General features: G+C 58.6%; 17 protein-coding genes. 12 read left to right on the top strand and 5 right to left on the bottom strand.

The genetic code is table 11. From position 1 onward, the window contains the following. From KGL31_09800 to KGL31_09790, 3 genes are all read right to left on the bottom strand, one after another. Positions 1-490, bottom strand: a 490-nt coding sequence (locus tag KGL31_09800) for a Plug domain-containing protein (GenBank protein MDE2322190.1), incomplete at its 3' end; no start/stop codon positions are given. A gap of 158 nt (positions 491-648) precedes the next feature. Beyond that, a complete protein-coding gene (locus KGL31_09795; protein MDE2322189.1) occupies positions 649-1,026 on the bottom strand; it encodes a helix-turn-helix transcriptional regulator in 378 nt (125 codons plus the stop codon). 43 nt (positions 1,027-1,069) lie between these two features. Further along, complete coding sequence (locus KGL31_09790; protein ID MDE2322188.1) at positions 1,070-1,537, bottom strand: hypothetical protein; 468 nt, start codon at positions 1,535-1,537, stop codon at positions 1,070-1,072. A 604-nt stretch (positions 1,538-2,141) separates the two neighbouring features. Here KGL31_09790 and recA point away from each other — a divergent pair. The 12 genes from recA to KGL31_09730 all read left to right on the top strand — a co-directional run bounded on the left by recA (position 2,142) and on the right by KGL31_09730 (position 16,120). After that, entirely contained in the window at positions 2,142-3,197 is a 1,056-nt protein-coding gene (gene recA, locus KGL31_09785) for a recombinase RecA (GenBank protein ID MDE2322187.1), read from the top strand. A gap of 52 nt (positions 3,198-3,249) precedes the next feature. Beyond that, positions 3,250-4,389 carry a type IV pilus twitching motility protein PilT gene (locus tag KGL31_09780; GenBank protein MDE2322186.1) on the top strand — a complete coding sequence of 380 codons (1,140 nt, stop codon included), beginning with the start codon at positions 3,250-3,252 and terminating at the stop codon, positions 4,387-4,389. 83 nt (positions 4,390-4,472) lie between these two features. Continuing rightward, positions 4,473-4,853, top strand: a complete 381-nt coding sequence (locus KGL31_09775; GenBank protein ID MDE2322185.1) for a RecX family transcriptional regulator — start codon at positions 4,473-4,475, stop codon at positions 4,851-4,853. Between the two features lie 11 nt (positions 4,854-4,864). Beyond that, positions 4,865-7,522, top strand: a complete 2,658-nt coding sequence (gene alaS, locus KGL31_09770) for an alanine--tRNA ligase (protein MDE2322184.1) — start codon at positions 4,865-4,867, stop codon at positions 7,520-7,522. A 98-nt stretch (positions 7,523-7,620) separates the two neighbouring features. After that, positions 7,621-8,247 (top strand): phosphatidylserine decarboxylase family protein, encoded by a 627-nt coding sequence (locus KGL31_09765; protein MDE2322183.1) that lies wholly within the window; start codon positions 7,621-7,623, stop codon positions 8,245-8,247. Beyond that, positions 8,244-9,044: a CDP-diacylglycerol--serine O-phosphatidyltransferase gene (gene pssA, locus KGL31_09760; GenBank protein ID MDE2322182.1), complete on the top strand. Its 801-nt coding sequence runs from the start codon at positions 8,244-8,246 to the stop codon at positions 9,042-9,044. Before KGL31_09765 ends, pssA begins: the two co-directional genes overlap by 4 nt. Before the next feature lie 74 nt (positions 9,045-9,118). After that, a complete protein-coding gene (locus KGL31_09755; protein ID MDE2322181.1) occupies positions 9,119-10,666 on the top strand; it encodes a 2-isopropylmalate synthase in 1,548 nt (515 codons plus the stop codon). A 15-nt stretch (positions 10,667-10,681) separates the two neighbouring features. Beyond that, positions 10,682-11,704, top strand: coding sequence for an aspartate-semialdehyde dehydrogenase (locus KGL31_09750; GenBank protein MDE2322180.1), 1,023 nt, complete (start codon positions 10,682-10,684; stop codon positions 11,702-11,704). A gap of 216 nt (positions 11,705-11,920) precedes the next feature. After that, the gene (gene truA / locus KGL31_09745; GenBank protein MDE2322179.1) at positions 11,921-12,718 is read left to right on the top strand and encodes a tRNA pseudouridine(38-40) synthase TruA; all 798 of its coding nucleotides are present in this window, start codon (positions 11,921-11,923) and stop codon (positions 12,716-12,718) included. A gap of 30 nt (positions 12,719-12,748) precedes the next feature. Beyond that, entirely contained in the window at positions 12,749-14,377 is a 1,629-nt protein-coding gene (locus KGL31_09740; GenBank protein ID MDE2322178.1) for a multicopper oxidase domain-containing protein, read from the top strand. Between the two features lie 53 nt (positions 14,378-14,430). Then, positions 14,431-15,510: a thioredoxin domain-containing protein gene (locus KGL31_09735; protein ID MDE2322177.1), complete on the top strand. Its 1,080-nt coding sequence runs from the start codon at positions 14,431-14,433 to the stop codon at positions 15,508-15,510. 172 nt (positions 15,511-15,682) lie between these two features. After that, positions 15,683-16,120 (top strand): ester cyclase, encoded by a 438-nt coding sequence (locus KGL31_09730; GenBank protein ID MDE2322176.1) that lies wholly within the window; start codon positions 15,683-15,685, stop codon positions 16,118-16,120. A 38-nt stretch (positions 16,121-16,158) separates the two neighbouring features. On the opposite strand, the gene KGL31_09725 is transcribed toward KGL31_09730, so the two are convergent. Next, complete coding sequence (locus KGL31_09725; protein MDE2322175.1) at positions 16,159-16,938, bottom strand: ABC transporter permease; 780 nt, start codon at positions 16,936-16,938, stop codon at positions 16,159-16,161. Beyond that, a complete protein-coding gene (locus KGL31_09720) occupies positions 16,935-17,744 on the bottom strand; it encodes an ATP-binding cassette domain-containing protein (protein ID MDE2322174.1) in 810 nt (269 codons plus the stop codon). Before KGL31_09720 ends, KGL31_09725 begins: the two co-directional genes overlap by 4 nt. Positions 17,745-17,839 lie beyond the last annotated feature (95 nt).

Raw genomic sequence — 17,839 nt, 5'->3', positions numbered from 1 at the left:
CGCCGTTGACCGCATTGGCGCCCCAGAGGGTCCCGCCAGGTCCGCGGATGACCTCGATCCGGTCGATATCCTCGAGGAGGGTGTCCTGCACGTCCCAGAAGACCCCGGCGAACAGCGGCGTGTAGACGCTCCGTCCATCAATGAGAACCAGGAGCTTGTTCGCAAAGGCGTTGTTGAACCCGCGAGTGGAAATGGCCCATCGGTGAGCATTGATCTGCGCGACCTCAACACCCGGCGCCAGGCGCAGGGCTTCCGGGATGCTCGTGACACCCGATCGACGGATCTCCTCCCCCGTAATCACGTAGGCCGCCGCCGCAGCGTCCCATAGGCTCTCCCCCTTCTTGGATGCCGACGTGATCTCGATGTTCATGAGCTGCTCGATCGTGAGCGCTGTGAGGTTGGATGGGAGCGGCTCGGCCCATGCGGAGAGTCTCATCCACCCGATGATGAGGGCTGAGATGAGCCACACTCTCCCGACGCTTCCCTTCATCGCTTCCCTCCTTGACCTTAACACCACATCGTAAGAACCGCTTTCTTAAAGTCAAATCACTTCGCCATTGACTATCTGAAGTGAATATGAATGTCAACATTATAATAGAACTCATAAAACAACTATTTTTGTCTTAGTGAAGGAACCTAGCCAACTGTTCACGCTGTAATGTGAGGTAAGAGGGTTATTTGGCGCTTTTGAGACGAGGTTGAGGCGAATGCGCACATAGCGGCTGCTGTGCGCGTCTCCACCCCCAGCTTCTCGAAGATATGCTCCAGATGCTTCTGTACGGTCCGTGGGCTCGTACCGAGGATCTGTCCGATCTCAGCATTGGTTTTCCCATCGGTAACCCAGGTGAGCACCTCCACCTCGCGGCGCGTCAGGCCGAAGCGTTTATAGAAGCTGTTGTCGTACATCCAGCCATTGCTGTCCATGTTCACGCGTATCTCCTCTGCTTCAGCCGCCGTGTGAACTGCTCTTCGTCGCTGATCGTTCGGTGCCGTTACGTTTACTCCTTCCCTGCGCCAGCGTCGCATCGCTCCGTACCACGATCACCATGGCCGGAGTCGATGATCATTTTCACCGGATTACACAGCCACCCGAATCTTCGAGTGCCCTGCGGTAGGCCATTGCAATCGGGTCCTTCGACCGTCCAATCTGACCGGACTCACTCGCATTTGAGAGTGCTTTGCAGAAGCTCTCTGCAATCGGGTCGTTTGCCTGCCCGTTATCAGCGGAGCGACCCGAATCTTCGAGTGCCCTGCCGTAGGCCTCCGTAACCGGGTCGTCGGCCTCTCCAAAGAAAGCAGCGGCGCACACGACGCCATCCCGATTGACCACAGTGGCCCACATATTCAGTCCGAACCCGCCGCTGCCGAGCGCACCCATTGCGGTGTGCAACGCAGCCCGCAGTTGGGCACGGGACGGCGAGCCGTGGCACTGGGCCGCCTGAGGGGCCGCGAAGGAACTGGTCGTGAACGTCAGAATGCCAAGAAGAGCTACTACTGCGCTGAACCACACCTTGTTACACCTATTGTTCGACATCATGGTGTCAACCTCCTCTCATCTACGTTCATGTTATCCACTACCGTCTCCGTTCTCTAATCCCGCCGCCTTCTACCCGTCCTCCGACACTGTGCCCACAGCGGTTTCGGTTGCCGGGAGCTCGGGGAACAGCGAGGCCGCCGCAAGCCCAGCAGTCACGATCACTTTCATTGTCAACCGCCTCACATTCATCCCGCCATTCTGTGAGCTAAATACACTTAAAGTTAATCCTTAGGATGGATTCGCCTCTTATCGCAACAGATACTCTTGTTAACAAGCCGCATGCCAAAATCAACATCTCATCGCAGATTTATCTAACTATTTGTTTTTAAGGTATTCTAGCGATACGCTGTGCTGACGGCAGGCGAGGATCAGATGCGAGAAGTGGCTGTTGCATGAAACGGGATGTTTCAGTCGGTTTCAGCCTGAAACATTAGCCATTCGCGGATTCAGTAGTCGACGTGATAAGCTTTTCTCCGTGAGAGGAGTGGTGAAGGGTAGAGATGGAACAGTTGGGCACTCTTGACAACCTGTCTGAAATCGCCTACGGTTGTCCGGGATGAGCGTAGCTCGTGGACTGCGATCTTGTGGGTCAAGGAGGGTTGGCATGGCGGAGAGGACAGCGGAACGGGGGGACGGGAAAGAGCGGGAACGCGCGCTGGATCTGGCAATCGCCCAGATTGAAAAATTATACGGTAAAGGTGCCATCATGAGAATGGGCAGTTCCGGTGCGCTCGTGCCCATTGCGGCTATTCCCACCGGCTCGCTGGAACTGGACGCTGCGCTGGGAGTAGGGGGAGTGCCACGGGGCCGCGTCATCGAGATCTTTGGGCCGGAGTCTTCCGGAAAGACAACATTAGCGCTGCACATCATCGCCGAGGCGCAGCGAATGGGTGGCTCCGCCGCTTTCGTAGATGCCGAACACGCGCTGGACGCCGCCTATGCCCGATCCCTGGGGGTAAGCATCGATGACGTACTGATCTCCCAACCGGATACGGGGGAGCAAGCCCTCGAGATTACCGAGGTCCTGGTTCGGAGCGGAGCCATCGATGTCGTTGTAATCGACTCGGTCGCCGCCCTCGTGCCTCGGGCCGAGATCGACGGCGAGATGGGTGAACCGACGATGGGCCTTCAGGCCCGACTGATGTCTCAGGCGCTCCGGAAGCTCACGGCGGCTATCAGTAAGTCCAAGACCTGCGTGATTTTCATCAATCAACTTCGAGAGAAGATCGGGGTTATGTTCGGCAATCCCGAGACCACGACCGGGGGCCGGGCCCTGAAGTTTTATTCGTCGGTCCGGCTTGACATCAGGAGGATCTCAAGCATCAAAGAAGGGGAGGATGTGGTAGGGTCGCGTGTGAAGGTCAAGGTGGTCAAGAATAAGGTCGCCCCTCCTTTCAAAGAGGCGGAGTTCGACCTGATTTACGGTGAGGGGATCTCTCGGACCGGAGGCCTGTTGGATCTTGGTGTCGAACACAAGATTATTGAAAAGAGCGGCTCCTGGTTCTCTTATGCCGGAGAGCGGATCGGCCAGGGACGGGAGAACGCCAAACGCTTTTTGAAGGAGAACTCCGCCCTCTGCGACGAAATCGAAGGAAAGGTGCGTGCGGCCTTAGGGATGACCGGCGCCGGCGAGGCGGCAGCAATATCGCAGGCGCGTTGACGCCTCGCGGGCTGAATGGTACCATTTAATGAATGGAGCAGTCGTTAGAGGGATGCCTTTCGACCTTGATGGGCTGCTGAGACTGGCCATCGAGCGACGCGCCTCTGATCTCCACCTGAAAGTCGGCGCCCCGCCTGTCCTACGGATCGATCATCAGCTCGTTCCAGTGCAGGACCGACCCTACCTGACCGAAGCCGATCTCGATACGACGGTCGGCCTTGTGGCGACGGAGCCGCAGCGACAGCGGTTTTCGCAATATCGGGAACTCGACGTCAGCTACGGCGTTGCCGGGCTGGGACGGTTTCGGACCAACCTCTTTCAGCAACGGGGAATGGTGGGGGTTACCTTTCGGGTCATCCCGCTCAAAATCGAAGCGATTGAAGAGCTGAATCTCCCGCCAATCATCGGGAAACTGGCGATGGAGCCCAGGGGGATGGTGTTGGTTACCGGCACCGCAGGAAGCGGGAAATCGACAACCCTGGCAGCGATGATCGGTCATATCAACAGCAATAGAACCGGCCACATCGTAACCATCGAGGACCCAATCGAGTTCCTCCACCCGGACAATCGGTGCTTGATCAACCAGCGGGAAGTCGGGATTGATACGGAGTCGTTCGCCGTCGCACTGCGCAGCGCACTTCGCCAGGATCCGGATGTGATCCTGGTGGGAGAGATGCGCGACTTCGATACAATCAGCACGGCTATTGTGGCTGCCGAGACAGGCCACCTGGTCTTGAGCACCTTGCACACCATCGATGCCGCCGAAACGGTCAACCGCATCATCGCGATCTTTCCGCCCTACCAGCAGGAGCAGGTCCGGTTGCAACTCGCGTCGCTGCTTCGTGGTATCATCTCGATGCGCCTCATTCCACGGGCCGACGGCAGGGGCCGCGTACCGGCAGTCGAAGTTATGGTTGCAACCGCCACCATTCGGGAATGCATCGCTGACTCCGACAAGACCAGAAACATTCCGGAGGTCATCGCAGCCGGGACATCAGAATATGGGATGCAGACCTTCGATCAATCGCTCATGAGTCTGTACCAGCAAGGTCTGGTGAGCTACGAGGAGGCGCTGAGGTGGAGCAGCAACCCCAACGACTTCGCTCTCAAGATTCGAGGGATCGAGAGCGGGGTGGACCAACCCTGGACCTCGGAACGAAAGGGAGGCTTTCGCGAACGGAAGCTTCACTGAAGCCGAAGTCCGCTGAGGCGGCGTACAAGGTCAGCGTACGCCTCCTCACCGCTCGGGATAGAACACGCGCTGAGCTTGCTCGCGTGCTGGCGGTTAGAGGATTTGCGAGGACTGAGTCACAGGTAGCGATCGATCGGTTGCAGGAGGAAGGATACCTGAACGACCGACGATTCGCGACCGCCTGGGCCAGGAGCCGCCTGCAGACCAAACCGATGGGGCCGCATCGCCTCAGCAAGGAACTCGAAACCAAGGGAGTTGAGGCGCAACTCGTGCGCGAGATCCTGGAAGAGGTCTACGAAGAGGGAGAAGAGCCGGCGGCCCGCCGGGCTATGGCAGGTAAGCTTTCGGCGCTTGGGCGTCTGTCGGCTCCATCTCGAACCCTTTCGGTGGCGCGGTTTCTTCACCGAAGAGGATTTTCAGCCGACATCATCTGGCGGCTGCTTCACGACGAGCAACAGGAGTAGCGGGACACGTTATGTCGCGATGGACGGGCGGAGAGATCCGCGAACGGTTCTTACGGTTTTTTGAGCGGAACGACCATACGGTGGTTGCCAGTTCCTCATTGGTCCCGGTCGGCGATCCGACGCTGCTCTTCACCAATGCGGGGATGGTGCCGTTTAAAGGGGTTTTCCTGGGGGCCGATCCGCGTCCTTATCGGCGCGCCGTCTCGATTCAGAAGTGTTTGCGCGTCAGCGGCAAACATAATGATTTGGAAAATGTCGGTCGCACCGCCCGTCACCACACCTTTTTTGAGATGCTCGGCAACTTCTCCTTCGGCGATTACTTCAAAGAGGGCGCCATTGAATATGGCTGGGCGTTTCTGACTCGGGAGCTTGAACTGCCGGCCAATCGGCTCTGGGTCACCGTGTACGAGGATGATGATGTGGCGTCCGAACTGTGGCAAAGGCTCACCGGTCTGCCGTCCGATCGTGTCGTCCGTCTGGGGGAAAAGGATAATTTTTGGTCGATGGGTGAGACAGGTCCCTGTGGGCCCTGTTCAGAGTTAATCTTCGACCAGGGTCCGACGATCGGTTGCGGACGGCCGACCTGTAATATTGAGTGCGGCTGCGATCGCTATCTGGAACTGTGGAATCTGGTGTTCATGCAGTACAATCGCGATGCCTCTGGGACGCTTACGCCCCTGCCGAAGCCAAGCATCGACACGGGAGCCGGGCTGGAGCGGGTGACCGCGGTCTGCCAGGGAGTGAAGAGCAATTTTGAGAGCGACCTGATCCGGCCGCTGATCGAGACGGTGGAGGAACTCTCGCAGAAGCAATACGGAGCGGACGAGAAGGATGATGTATCAATGCGAGTCATCGCCGATCACGCGAGGGCGGTGACCTTCGCGCTGGCGGACGGTGTGCTGCCCAGCAACGAGGGGCGAGGCTACGTACTGCGCCGTATCCTCCGGCGCGCGCTCCGACATGGCCGCCTCCTGGGATTGAACGAGCCGTTCCTGGCCTCTACCACCGACAAGGTGATCGACCTGATGACGGACGCCTATCCGGAGTTGCCGGCGAGTCGGGCACATGTCGCGCGCCTCGCCTGGATCGAGGAGGACCGGTTCGGTATTGTGCTGCGCGAGGCATTGCCTCGACTGCACGACCTGATCCAGAACGTCAAATCTCAGACGACGGAGCAGGCCATCCTTCCAGGATCAAAGCTCTTTGAGCTGTACGATACATACGGAGTGCCGCGGGACCTGATCGATGAGATCGCCACTGAGCAGTCAGTCGGATGCGATTGGGGCGGGTTCGAGACGGAGTTGAAACGCCAGCGCGATATGTCGCGGGCGTACCTGAAAGCGTTCGGTGATGTCCAAGGAGTCGCAGAAGCGTTCCATGATGTTGCAAAGACGAGGCGAACAGTATTCCTGGGCTACGAGCGCGTGGAACTGCAGGCATCGGCAGTTGCAGTCATCGCTGACGGCAAACAGGTCGATCGGATCATCGCGGGGCAGGAAGGCGAGGTGATACTTGACCGGACTCCCTTCTATGCAGAATCTGGCGGGCAGGTGGGTGATACCGGGTACCTTCGAGGTGACACGGTCCTGGCGGAGGTCCTGGACACCAAACGGCCGCTTACGGGATTGATCGTCCACCGAGTTCGGGTAAATCGGGGTGAGATCAAGAGAGATCAGCGGCTCCTGGCTTCAGTTGATGTGAGCCGACGCGATACGACGGTCAAGAACCATACAGCAACCCACCTCGTTCACGCAGCGCTCCGACAGATCCTCGGAGATCATGTGCGACAGGAGGGTTCGCTGGTTGCACCGGACCGCTTGCGCTTTGACTTCCGGCACTACGGGCCCGTGAGTCTCGCCGAGATTACACAGATCGAGGAGATGGTCAATACGAAGCTCTGGGCCAACCTGCCGGTGACGGTCGAAGAGATGCGGTTGGATGAGGCACTGGCGAGAGGCGCGCTGGCGTTCTTCGGCGACAAGTATGGCGACGAGGTGCGGGTGGTCAGCGTTGTCGACTTCAGCATCGAACTGTGCGGAGGCACCCATACGAAGGCGACAGGGGAGATCGGCCTGTTCAAGATCGCTCATGAGACAGGCGTCGCGGCCGGGATACGGCGGATCGAGGCCTTGACGGGGCCTGGCGCCTTCCAGCACCTGAAGCGTGAGGGAGAGGTCCTGCGGGAATCGGCCGATCGGCTGAAGAGCAAGCCGCTTGAAGTACCGGAAAAGGTTGATCGCCTCTTCGACTCTACCCGCGCCCTCGAGCGGGAGGTCCAGCAACTTCGGGCCAAGCTGGGCGCGGAGATCGCGGAGGAGTTGCTGAAGCACGCGACCCAAGTCGCCGGGGTTACGGTTGTGGCAGGTCAGGCCGAGCGGTGTGATCAACGGGCTCTACGGGAACTTGCCGATCGACTGAAGGCCAAGATCGGCAGCGGGGTGATCGTCCTGGCAACGTCCTCGGATGGACGGGTAGGCTGGGTGGCGGCCGTGACGCCGGATCTCACCTCGCGGCTGCACGCCGGAAAACTGGTGAAGGAGATAGCAAGCATCACCGGCGGGAGCGGGGGCGGGCGGCCTGATCTTGCCGAAGCGGGCGGAAAGAATCCCGATGAGTTGGATCGAGCACTTCGGCTTGTTCCGGAACTGATCAAGCGGGCTCTCACATGAGCCCGTTCAGGCGCCCATTTCCCTTGCAGATCGCCGCCAGCCATGGTATAAATGAGTAAAATTATTCATCAAATACCCTGTTGTACGCGGTGTGAACGATGATACCGATTGCACGGGAGGGGTGGCCGTTTATCCTCATACCGCTGAGCGTGGCTGTCATCCTATGGGTTGCGGGATGGCACAGTGGTAGCGTTACAACACTTGTGTTGGCTGTGCTGGTGGCGCTATTTTTTCGTGATCCGCCACGCGACATTCCGAAGGGTGAGGGACTGATTCTTTCCCCCGCTGATGGGACCGTCGTCCAGGTCACCCGGTATATCGGCTCTGAGTTGCGAGAGCCGGCCACCCAGATCAGCATTTTCCTGTCGGTTCTCGATGTGCATATCAACCGCGCTCCGTTTCCCGCAGTGGTCGAAGAGGTGAAGTACAGACCGGGGACGTTTCGGCTCGCGTGGCAGTCTGAGGCGTCGGCAGACAACGAACAGAATCTTATTGCGCTGAAGGCGCCGGAGGGTCGACTGTTGGTGAAACAGATCGCAGGCTTTATCGCGAGACGCATTGTCTGCCGGGTCGTTTCCGGACAAAAGCTTGAGGCCGGGGAGCGAATCGGAATGATTCGATTCGGATCACGCGTCGATCTCATTATTCCGGCGCGTGCGGAGCTTTTCGTGAAGCGCGGAGATCGTGTGTATGGAGGAACTACTGTGATGGGGGCGCTCCGATGAGAAGGGGCCGTCGCCGGAGGGGAGTCTACCTCCTGCCAAGCTTGCTGACCATCAGCAGCCTGCTATGCGGGGTCTACGCGATCGTCGCCGTCTACAATGACGATTACACCCGCTCGGCCATCGCGATTCTTGTTGCGCTGATTCTGGACGGCCTTGATGGGGCTGTCGCCAGGCTGACCAATACTCAGAGCGACTTCGGCGTGCAGCTCGATTCGTTGGCGGACCTGGTCGCTTTCGGCGTCGCGCCTGCTATTCTCTCTTATGCATGGGCAATCAAACCCTATACCAAGATGGGATGGTTGTTCGGATCGATCATCCCGACAGCGCTGTTCGTGTCGAGTGGCGCGTTCAGGTTGGCGCGCTTCAATGTTCAGACGCAGACGCTCGACAAGCGCTATTTTGTCGGTCTCCCGATTCCGGCGGCCGCAGCGGTAATCGCCTCCTTTGTGCTTTTCATGCGAGAGTCGCCTTCGCTGGTCCTCTTTCAGCGCGAGTGGCTCTCAGATCGGATGACGTCTGCGTTCATAGTCGTCATCGTCTATGCCCTATCATTCTTAATGGTCTGTCGACTCCGGTATCGTAGCCTGAAGGGGATCGAGATCAAGAAGCGCCAACCCTTTGCGCTCCTCATCGGCCTGACACTCGTGGTCCTGGTCATCGCTTCAGAGCCCAGCTTGGTGGCCTTTTCATTCTTTTTTCTCTATGCCCTGTCCGGCGTCATTCGCTTGATCCCGCCAATCAGAAGACACGTGTCAGAGCCGGTGGAGCGTCTAATCGGCGGAGAAGGCGGACCGTAAGGAGACAGGCCCGTTTCGTTGCCGCAAGAGGCAGCAACAGGGGCGTAGTAACGCGACGATAGCTGGGGAAAGAGATGGGCAAGCACATTGTAATCTTCGACACCACGCTCAGGGACGGCGAGCAGGCGCCTGGCTGCAGCATGAATACCAGGGAGAAACTGGAGATGGCCAGGCAACTGGCGCGCCTGAAAGTCGACGTCATCGAGGCCGGCTTCGCCATCGCCTCAGAAGATGACTTCGAGGCGGTCAAGACGATCGCCCAGAACCTGAAGGGCGGACCGATCATTGCCAGTCTCTGCCGGACTCGCGATATCGACATCGACCGCTCCTGGGAGGCATTGAAATATGCCGATCGCTCACGAATTCATATTTTCATCGCCACCTCCGAGATTCACATCACGTACAAGCTGAAATCAACCCAGGAGGAGGTCCTGCAGGCTGCCATTACGGCGGTGAAGTATGCAAGGCGCTATACCGATGATGTCGAGTTCTCGCCTGAGGACGCCCATCGAAGCGAGCAGGATTACCTCTGCAAGGTCGTGGAAGAGGTGATCAAGGCAGGCGCTACTACAATCAACATTCCCGATACGGTCGGCTATGGTGTCCCCTGGGAGTTTGGAGCGCGGATCAAGAATCTGTTCGATCGAGTGCCTAATATCGATAAGGCGGTAATCAGTTGCCATTGTCACAACGACCTTGGGCTGGCGGTGGCGAACTCGCTTGAGGCGATCCGAAATGGCGCGAGACAAGTCGAGTGTACCATTAACGGAATCGGTGAGCGCGCCGGCAACGCCTCTCTCGAAGAGATCGTAATGGCGCTTCGGACGCGGAAAGACCTGCTCGACTTCGAGACCGGCATCAACACGGAGGAGATCTACCGATCCAGCAAGCTCCTGACCAGCATCATCGGGATCCCCGTCCAGCCGAATAAGGCCATTGTCGGCGCCAACGCCTTCGCGCACGAGGCCGGCGTACACCAACACGGCATGCTGCAGAAGCCGCTGACCTATGAGATCATGACGCCGGAATCGGTGGGGGTGCCTCAGAGTCGACTGGTCCTGGGCAAGCACTCCGGACGGCACGCCTTCAAGAAGCGACTGGAAGAGCTTGGCGCGATACTGCCTGAAGAGGCTGTTAATAGGGCCTTTGTCCGGTTCAAGATCGTGGCCGACAAGAAGAAAGAGGTATTCGACGACGACCTGCTGGCCATCGTCGAGGAGGAGGCCCTGGCCGCCGGCGAGACCTATACCCTCGATTATTTGCAGTTCACCAGCGGCATGAATATCGTTCCCACTGCGACCGTGCGGCTCAAGCGGGACAATGAGATCTTCCAGGAATCAGGCTGGGGGGATGGTCCGGTGGATGCGGCCTACAAAGCGATCGATCAGATCACAAAGGTCCAAGGGCGACTGGCTGACTACTCGATCAGGGCGATCACAGCAGGGAAGGATGCATTGGGCGAGGTGGTTCTGAAGCTGGAGGTCAATGGCCATACCGTGATCGGCAGAGGAACCTCGACCGATGTCATTGAGGCCAGCGTGAGAGCCTACCTGAACGCAGTCAATAAGATTGTCGGCGCGGCGCGGCCGCTCAAAGATATGGCCGCGCCAAAGGGACTGTAGGCGCGAGGGCGTGATATGGCGAACAGAACGTATACGGTAGCGGTCGCGGGAGCCACCGGCGCAGTCGGAGAAACGATGCTTCGACTGCTCGAAGATCGGAACTTTCCCATTCGACATCTGAAGCTTTTGGCCTCCGATCGCTCCACCGGAAAGAGCCTGACCTTTCGCGGGGATGAGATCAAGGTTGAGCGGCTTGAGGAGCGTTCGTTTCACGGGATTGAGATCGCTCTGTTTTCCGCCGGTGCGACCCGCAGTCAGCAGTTCGCTCCGGCAGCCGTCAGGGCCGGTGCGGTTGTCATCGATAACAGCTCCGCGTTCCGGATGGAGCCTGATATCCCGCTCGTGGTTCCTGAGATCAACCCGGACGCGCTTGCCGGGTATCAGACCCGCGGCATCATCGCCAACCCGAACTGTACCACGATCGTCATGCTCATGCCGCTCAAGCCGCTGCACGACTATGGCCGGGTCAGGCGCGTCATCGTCTCAAGCTACCAGGCGGTGTCCGGCGCTGGTGCGAAGGGGATCGAGGAGCTGAGACGGCAAACACTGGCCTGGGCCAGTGGTAAGCCGATCGAGATCAGCGCGTTTCCCAAACAGATTGCGTTCAACGTTATTCCCCACATCGATTCGTTCCAGCCGAACGGCTACACGAAAGAGGAGTTGAAGCTTGTCTTCGAGACTCGGAAGATCCTCGGGGACGAATCGATCGGCGTCTCGCCTACGACCGTGCGTGTCCCCGTCTTTACAGCCCATTCGGTCGCCATGAACGTCGAGACGGAACGGAAGATCGGGGTAGACAAGGCCAAAGAGTTACTCTCCAAGATGCCGGGGCTTGTCGTGCTCGATGAACCGAAAGCGGGCCGCTACCCGGTACCGCTCCTCGCGGCGGGTAAGGACGACTGCTTTGTAGGTCGGATCAGGGAAGATCTTACGAACGATCATGCCCTCAACCTCTGGGTAGTGGGAGACCAGCTTCGAAAGGGGGCGGCCCTGAACGCTATCCAGATTGCCGAGCTGTTAATCGATCGTTATCTTTGAACGGTCCCTCCTTGAGCTTCGCAGATAATCCGTGAACAGGAGCGCAGAATCGGCGCTCCTGTTCGTGTTTCTACTGCAAGCGCATTATAAGAGTCGTGTCATTGCGAGGAGCGCAGCGACGAAGCAATCTCGCGGTAAAAGTGCGCGGTGAGATCGCCGCGCTCCATTCGGTCGCTCGCAATGACCATATAGCAGTATGCAGCAGGTTTGCTATGGATGGCGATGCCGACGTTTAAATTGACAATTGAATATGACGGGACCAACTATCATGGCTGGCAGGTCCAGCCTGGGATGACGACCATTCAAGGCACGTTACAGGAAGCCGTTAAGCGAATTGTCGGGAAAGACATTCATGTGATGGGCGCGGGCCGGACCGATGCCGGCGTCCACGCCCTTGGTCAGGTCGCGAGCCTTCGCGCTGAATTTTACCATCCACCGGACACCTTTCGGCGAGCCCTGACCAGCGCGCTGCCGCCAGATATTGTCGTTACGGCAGTAGAGGAAATGGACGGCGACTTTCATGCCCAATACTCGGCTCACTGGAAGCGGTACCGGTATAGCCTGCTCACGCGGCCGTACCCATCCGCCATTGAGCGTCGCTACACCTTTTTTGTTCCTTACGCTCTACAGACAAATGCTATGGCTGATGCGGCTAGGAGTCTGGTCGGTACCCACGATTTCAGCGCCTTTCAAGCTGCTCACAGCTCCGCAGAGTCTCCAGTCCGAACGGTCTTGGCGGCTGAATTCCGGCAGGAGGAGGATCACCTGGTCTTTGAGGTTGTAGCCGATGGATTTTTGCGTCACATGATCCGAATCGTCATGGGGACTTTGCTGGACGTTGGGCGGGGGAGATTGCGGTCTGAATACCTTAAAGCAATACTTGAAGGAAGAGATCGTAATATGGCATCAAAGACGATCTCCCCACATGGACTGTGTTTGCTTGAGGTGGGCTACCACCCGTTTAACCTTCATCTCAAAAAGGCTTCGGCCTCATACGCCATGGTCTCTTCATAAGGAACACCTAGAGCAGGAGGCGTGCATCCTATGAGCAACGCAACTGACCTCTCCAGAAGAAGGCTCTTACAGTACCTCGGTCTCGGCGCAGTCGCTACGACCATAGTTCCGAATTGGGTGTTTGCAGCGGTCGAACAGGATTCCCAGAAACAAACAGATCAATCGGAACCGGATATCGAGGTTGGGATAACAGCCCTGACTACGGAACTCCCGGTTCTCTCGTCGGATCGACCGACGAAGGTCTGGAAGTTTTCTGGCGAGTTGATCAAGGGGCCGCCCGGCACCGTGGAGGAGATCCCGGGCAGCTATCTCGGTCCTATATTACGGTTGCGCCAGGGGCAAAAGGTTCGCGTCCGTTTCCACAATAAGCTGCCGGAAGACTGCGTGATTCATCAGCACGGCCTGCTTGTGCCTGAAAAAGCCGACGGTCACCCCAGACACCAGACAGGGAGCGGTCGGACCTCTATTTACAAATACACGGTCCTCGATCGCGCCGGCACCTACTGGTTTCACTCGCACACCGACAAACGGACCGCTGAGCAGGTCTACTACGGTCTGGCGGGTCTGATCATAGTGACTGATGCTGAAGAGCAGTCGCTGGAGCTGCCACGCGATGCGCATGATATTCCACTGATCATTCAGGATCGTAGTTTCGATGACTACAACCAGTTCCGCTATATCGCGCACATGCATGATCGATGGATGGGCTTCCTAGGCGATCGGATACTGGTCAATGGCAAGCCGGATTTTGTCCTTCCGGTAGCGACCCGAGCCTACCGTCTTCGGATCCTCAACGGCTCTAATTCGCGCATCTACAAGTTGGTGTGGAGCGATGGGAGCCCGCTGACCGTGATCGGCACCGATGGGGGACTTCTAGAGAGGCCGGAGATCCGTAACTATGTGATGCTGGCGCCCGGTGAACGGGTAGACATCTGGGTAGATTTTCGCGGCCGAAAGCTCGGTGACGAAATGACGCTACGCAGCGCTGCCTTCTCTGGTGTGATGCCCATGATGGGAATGGGCGGTGGCATGATGGGAGGAGGGGGTGGTGGGATGATGGGGATGGGGCGCGGTATGCGAGGCGGGATGATGGGCAGGATGGGCGCCGCTTTGCCCAACGGGTCGGAGTACCCTATCCTGACGGTTCGCATCACGCGGGAGGAGCGCGATCAGCTTGTCCTCCCGCCCCGTTTATCGTCGATCAAGCGGTACCGGCTACAAGACGCTGCGAATGCCGGGACTCCGAGGTCGATCCACCTGTCGATGAGGGGGATGTCGCCACGGCTGAACGGCCGCTCATTCGAACTGACCAAGGTCGTTGATGAGGAGATTATCCCGCTGAACACCTTGCAGCTAGTGGAATTCGTCAATCGGGACCACCGCGCACGCGGGATGATGATGGCCCACCCGATGCACATCCATGGGCAGACGTTTCAGGTGCTCAAGCGGGAGCTGGCGCCAGGATTCGAACGACGTTATGCTTCGGTCAGCCAAGGGTTTGTGGATAACGGTTGGAAGGATACGGTGCTGGTGATGCCGGGAGAAAAGGTGACCATCCTGAAGCGCTTTGACCATTACACGGGTCTGTATCTGTATCACTGTCACAATCTCGAGCACGAGGAACTGGACATGATGCGAAACTTTCTGGTCCAGGCCTAGCGCAATCAAAGTTTCGGATCGTTCCGCCTGATACCAATCACAAGGAGGGTGTAATGCTGTTACTGGGAAAGAGCAGATTTGGACGCCGGGCCATAGCTATCAATGGAGCCTTCCTCTTATCGGTACTTCTGTGGCAGCAGCCCGCGTTTAGCGCCGGACCGTCGGTGAAACCGGTCCAAACGGGAGTAGCTGCGAAGGTCGATGACCAGGTGATTACGCTTGGTGAGATTGAGAAGGCTCTGACCCCGCAGCTTGCCAAGCTGCAAGATCAGAAGTTTCAACTGATGGAGTCGAAGCTGGAAGAGTTGATCGAAGAGCGCCTGCTGGCACTCGAAGCCAAGCGGCGTGGGATCACGGTTGAAGAGCTTTTGAAGGCGGAAGTCACCTCGAAAGTTCCTGAGGTTACCGACGCGGAGGTCACGGCATTCATGACGCAGAACAGGGCGCGTCTTCAGGGAGAGGAAGCTGAGCTTCGTCCCAAGGTCCGCGACTATCTGAGAGACCAGAAGGCGCAGACCGGTCATCACGCCTATTTGGCCGGCCTCGAGCAACGCGCCAAGGTCGAACGCTTCCTGGAAGAGCCAGAACCGATCCGGATCCCGGTGAGTGCGGAAGGAGCTTTTGCTCAAGGTCCCAAGAGTGCGCCGGTCACCATCGTTGAGTTCTCCGACTTTCAGTGTCCGTTCTGCAGTCGGGTCGTCCCGACACTGAAGGAGATGGTGCGACTTTATCCACGGCAGGTACGGTTAGCGTTCCGCGATTTCCCGATCGTCAGCCTTCACCCTAAGGCGCCGAAGGCGGCCGAGGCGGCGCGATGCGCCGGCGAGCAGGGGAAGTTCTGGGAATATCACGACCGCCTCTTTGAGTCTCAGGCTCAGGCGACGACCGCGGACTTCAAACGATTCGCTGAGCAGTTGAAGCTCAATCCCAGCCGCTTCGCTACATGTCTGGACAGCGGAAAGCATGCAGGAGCGGTCGCCGCTGATATCCAGGAGGGTAGTCGTCTCGGCATCACCGGAACCCCGACCTTTTTTATCAACGGACGGCTTGTCGTTGGCGCCCTGCCGTTGGAAACGTTCCAGAAGATCATCGACCGCGAGCTTCGCCGCAGCTCCAAGTCACCGACCCCATAACACCTTGCCAAGACTGATGCGTGGCGCTCGTCGAGGATGTTGCCGGACTCCGATTGATTTCTCTTGACTTGGCAAAAATATCTGGCTTTAAATGTACGGCACCCAATAACCGAGTTGGGCTTCCATCAGGCTTCGCGTTCAGCTCCGCGAATGCAGCAGTAAGAGGTGTGACATGTCGATCGAAGACAACAAGCGTCTGGTGCGTCGTCTCTACGAGGAGACTGATAAGCAGAATTTCGCGGCGCTGGATGAGTTCTTCTCCGCCGATCTGATCGATCACGATCCACCGCCGATCCCCGATCTGAAGCCCGGACTGGAAGGAATCAAGCAGGCGTTCAAGGTGTTTGCGAGCGCGTACCCTGATGGTACCCATGTTATCCACGATCTGATTGCCGAGGGCGACAGGGTAGTGGTGCGAGTGAGCGGAACCGGGACGCAGATGGGGGAGTTCAAGGGTATCAAGCCAACCGGAAAGAAGGTAGAGATGACCGGCATTGTCATCTACCGGATCGAAGGCGGGAAGATCGTGGAGCGATGGGCGCAGCACAACTTCCTTGGGTTCGTCATGCAGCAGCTAGGGGTGGTATCTCCGTCTGGGCCGGAATCCTGACCTTCGTCCTGCCCGGTTCACGGAATCGACAACGACGCTTACGTAACCATCCTGGGATACAGGCCCGCGGCGAGGATGACCAGCAGCGCCGTGGTCCCAAGCAGGACGGCGAAGTCGAGCTCAAGGCCCAACCCGCTCGCCCCACCCTGAAGCATCAGCGTTCGGAGTCCGTCCACCTGGTAGGTCAGCGGATTGGCGATCGAGATCGTCCGGAGCCAGGTCGGCATCAGGCTGAGCGGGTAGATAGCGTTGCTGGCGAAGAAGATCGGCATGGTCAACACCTGCCCGATACCCATGAAGCGTTCCCGGGTCTTGACGAGACACGCAACGATCAGCGAGAGGGTGGAGAAGAGCGCCGCGCCGAGCACAATCAGGACAAGCACACCGAGAATGGCCATAGGCTGAAACTTCGTTGCGATCCCGAGAAGGAACGCCAGCAGGTAGACGATCACGGCCTGCGAGAGGCCGCGGACCCCGGCCGAGACCGCCTTTCCGAGTACGAGGGCCGTCCGCGGAGCCGGACTCACCAGATACTTCTGCAGGATCCCAAGGTCGCGCTCCCAGATGACGGAGATGCCGTAGAAGATTGCGACGAACAGTACGCTTTGTGCGAGGATGCCGGGTACCAGAAAATCCAAGTAGGCGAAGCCCCCAGTGGGCAGCCCGCGGACCCCACCCATCACCTCTCCGAACACAAGCAGCCATAACGTAGGCTGCACCGCCCGGGTAAGCAATTCCCACGGATCATGGCGCAGTTTGCGAATCTCGGCATCGGCAATCGCCCAGACGTGTCGCGCAAAGATACTCAGTCGCGTCATGATAATGCCTGGGCCGTCCGGCGGGTACGTCGGACCTCGCGGTAGCCCCCTCCTGCCTCGATCGCGGCTCCTGTAAAGTGGACAAATACGTCGTCTAGGCTCGCACCCGCGCCCACTGGCGCTTTGAGCTCCGCCGGGGAGCCCATAGCCACGATCCGGCCCTGGTGGATGATCGCCACCGCCTTACACAGCGCCTCGACCTCCTCCATGTAGTGCGTGGTGAGCACCATTGTTGTTCCGAAGAGACTCTGGAGCTCCCGGACGTGCGCCCAGACCGTCCGGCGGGCTACAGGATCGAGGCCCACGGTGGGCTCGTCCATAAAAAGGACGGAGGGGCGGTGAAGCATCCCCTGGGCGATCTCCAGCCGGCGAATCATCCCCCCGGAGTAGGCTCGAACCAAGGTGTGAGCGGCATCCTTGAGCCCCATGAGATCCAGAGCCTCATGAATCCGTCGCCCCTGCGTTGCTCGATCCACGCCGTACAGTCGAGCCGATACCAGCAGGTTCTCATACCCGGTGAGCGCACCGTCTGCGGAGAGGAGCTGGGGAACGTAGCCGATCCGGCGGCGGACCTCGGCGGGCTGGGTTGTCACATCGAACCCCGCGACCCACGCTCGGCCTCGGGTGGAGGAGAGGAGTGTCGTCAGCATCTTGATCATGGTGCTCTTCCCCGCCCCGTTCGGACCGATCAGGCCGAAAAGCTGCCCCGCGGGAACCTCCAGCGAGACCGCGTCCACGGCGATCACTTCGCCGAATCGTTTAGTCAATTCGACCGTGCGGACAGCCTCCGTTCGTCTTACCGCCATGTCCTCTCTGCCTCACGCCTCGGCTGACGATCCACGTTACCGAGGGGCCTGCTGCTCACCTCGTGGCACACAACCCCTCCCCATGCGCGCGCTCG

It is taken from the genome of Candidatus Methylomirabilota bacterium (assembly GCA_028870115.1).
Taxonomy (GTDB): Bacteria; Methylomirabilota; Methylomirabilia; order Methylomirabilales; family Methylomirabilaceae; genus Methylomirabilis.
This window is presented reverse-complemented; position numbering and strand designations above follow the sequence as displayed.

What these genes read in the sequence shown, in the direction of transcription:
- KGL31_09795 (MDE2322189.1), bottom strand. Translation starts at nt 1,026, where the DNA reads ATGCGACGCTGGCGCAGGGAAGGAGTAAACGTAACGGCACCGAACGAT.
- KGL31_09790 (MDE2322188.1), bottom strand. Translation starts at nt 1,537, where the DNA reads ATGATGTCGAACAATAGGTGTAACAAGGTGTGGTTCAGCGCAGTAGTA.
- recA (MDE2322187.1), top strand. Translation starts at nt 2,142, where the DNA reads ATGGCGGAGAGGACAGCGGAACGGGGGGACGGGAAAGAGCGGGAACGC.
- KGL31_09780 (MDE2322186.1), top strand. Translation starts at nt 3,250, where the DNA reads ATGCCTTTCGACCTTGATGGGCTGCTGAGACTGGCCATCGAGCGACGC.
- alaS (MDE2322184.1), top strand. Translation starts at nt 4,865, where the DNA reads ATGTCGCGATGGACGGGCGGAGAGATCCGCGAACGGTTCTTACGGTTT.
- KGL31_09765 (MDE2322183.1), top strand. Translation starts at nt 7,621, where the DNA reads ATGATACCGATTGCACGGGAGGGGTGGCCGTTTATCCTCATACCGCTG.
- pssA (MDE2322182.1), top strand. Translation starts at nt 8,244, where the DNA reads ATGAGAAGGGGCCGTCGCCGGAGGGGAGTCTACCTCCTGCCAAGCTTG.
- KGL31_09755 (MDE2322181.1), top strand. Translation starts at nt 9,119, where the DNA reads ATGGGCAAGCACATTGTAATCTTCGACACCACGCTCAGGGACGGCGAG.
- KGL31_09750 (MDE2322180.1), top strand. Translation starts at nt 10,682, where the DNA reads ATGGCGAACAGAACGTATACGGTAGCGGTCGCGGGAGCCACCGGCGCA.
- truA (MDE2322179.1), top strand. Translation starts at nt 11,921, where the DNA reads ATGGCGATGCCGACGTTTAAATTGACAATTGAATATGACGGGACCAAC.
- KGL31_09740 (MDE2322178.1), top strand. Translation starts at nt 12,749, where the DNA reads ATGAGCAACGCAACTGACCTCTCCAGAAGAAGGCTCTTACAGTACCTC.
- KGL31_09735 (MDE2322177.1), top strand. Translation starts at nt 14,431, where the DNA reads ATGCTGTTACTGGGAAAGAGCAGATTTGGACGCCGGGCCATAGCTATC.
- KGL31_09730 (MDE2322176.1), top strand. Translation starts at nt 15,683, where the DNA reads ATGTCGATCGAAGACAACAAGCGTCTGGTGCGTCGTCTCTACGAGGAG.
- KGL31_09725 (MDE2322175.1), bottom strand. Translation starts at nt 16,938, where the DNA reads ATGACGCGACTGAGTATCTTTGCGCGACACGTCTGGGCGATTGCCGAT.
- KGL31_09720 (MDE2322174.1), bottom strand. Translation starts at nt 17,744, where the DNA reads ATGGCGGTAAGACGAACGGAGGCTGTCCGCACGGTCGAATTGACTAAA.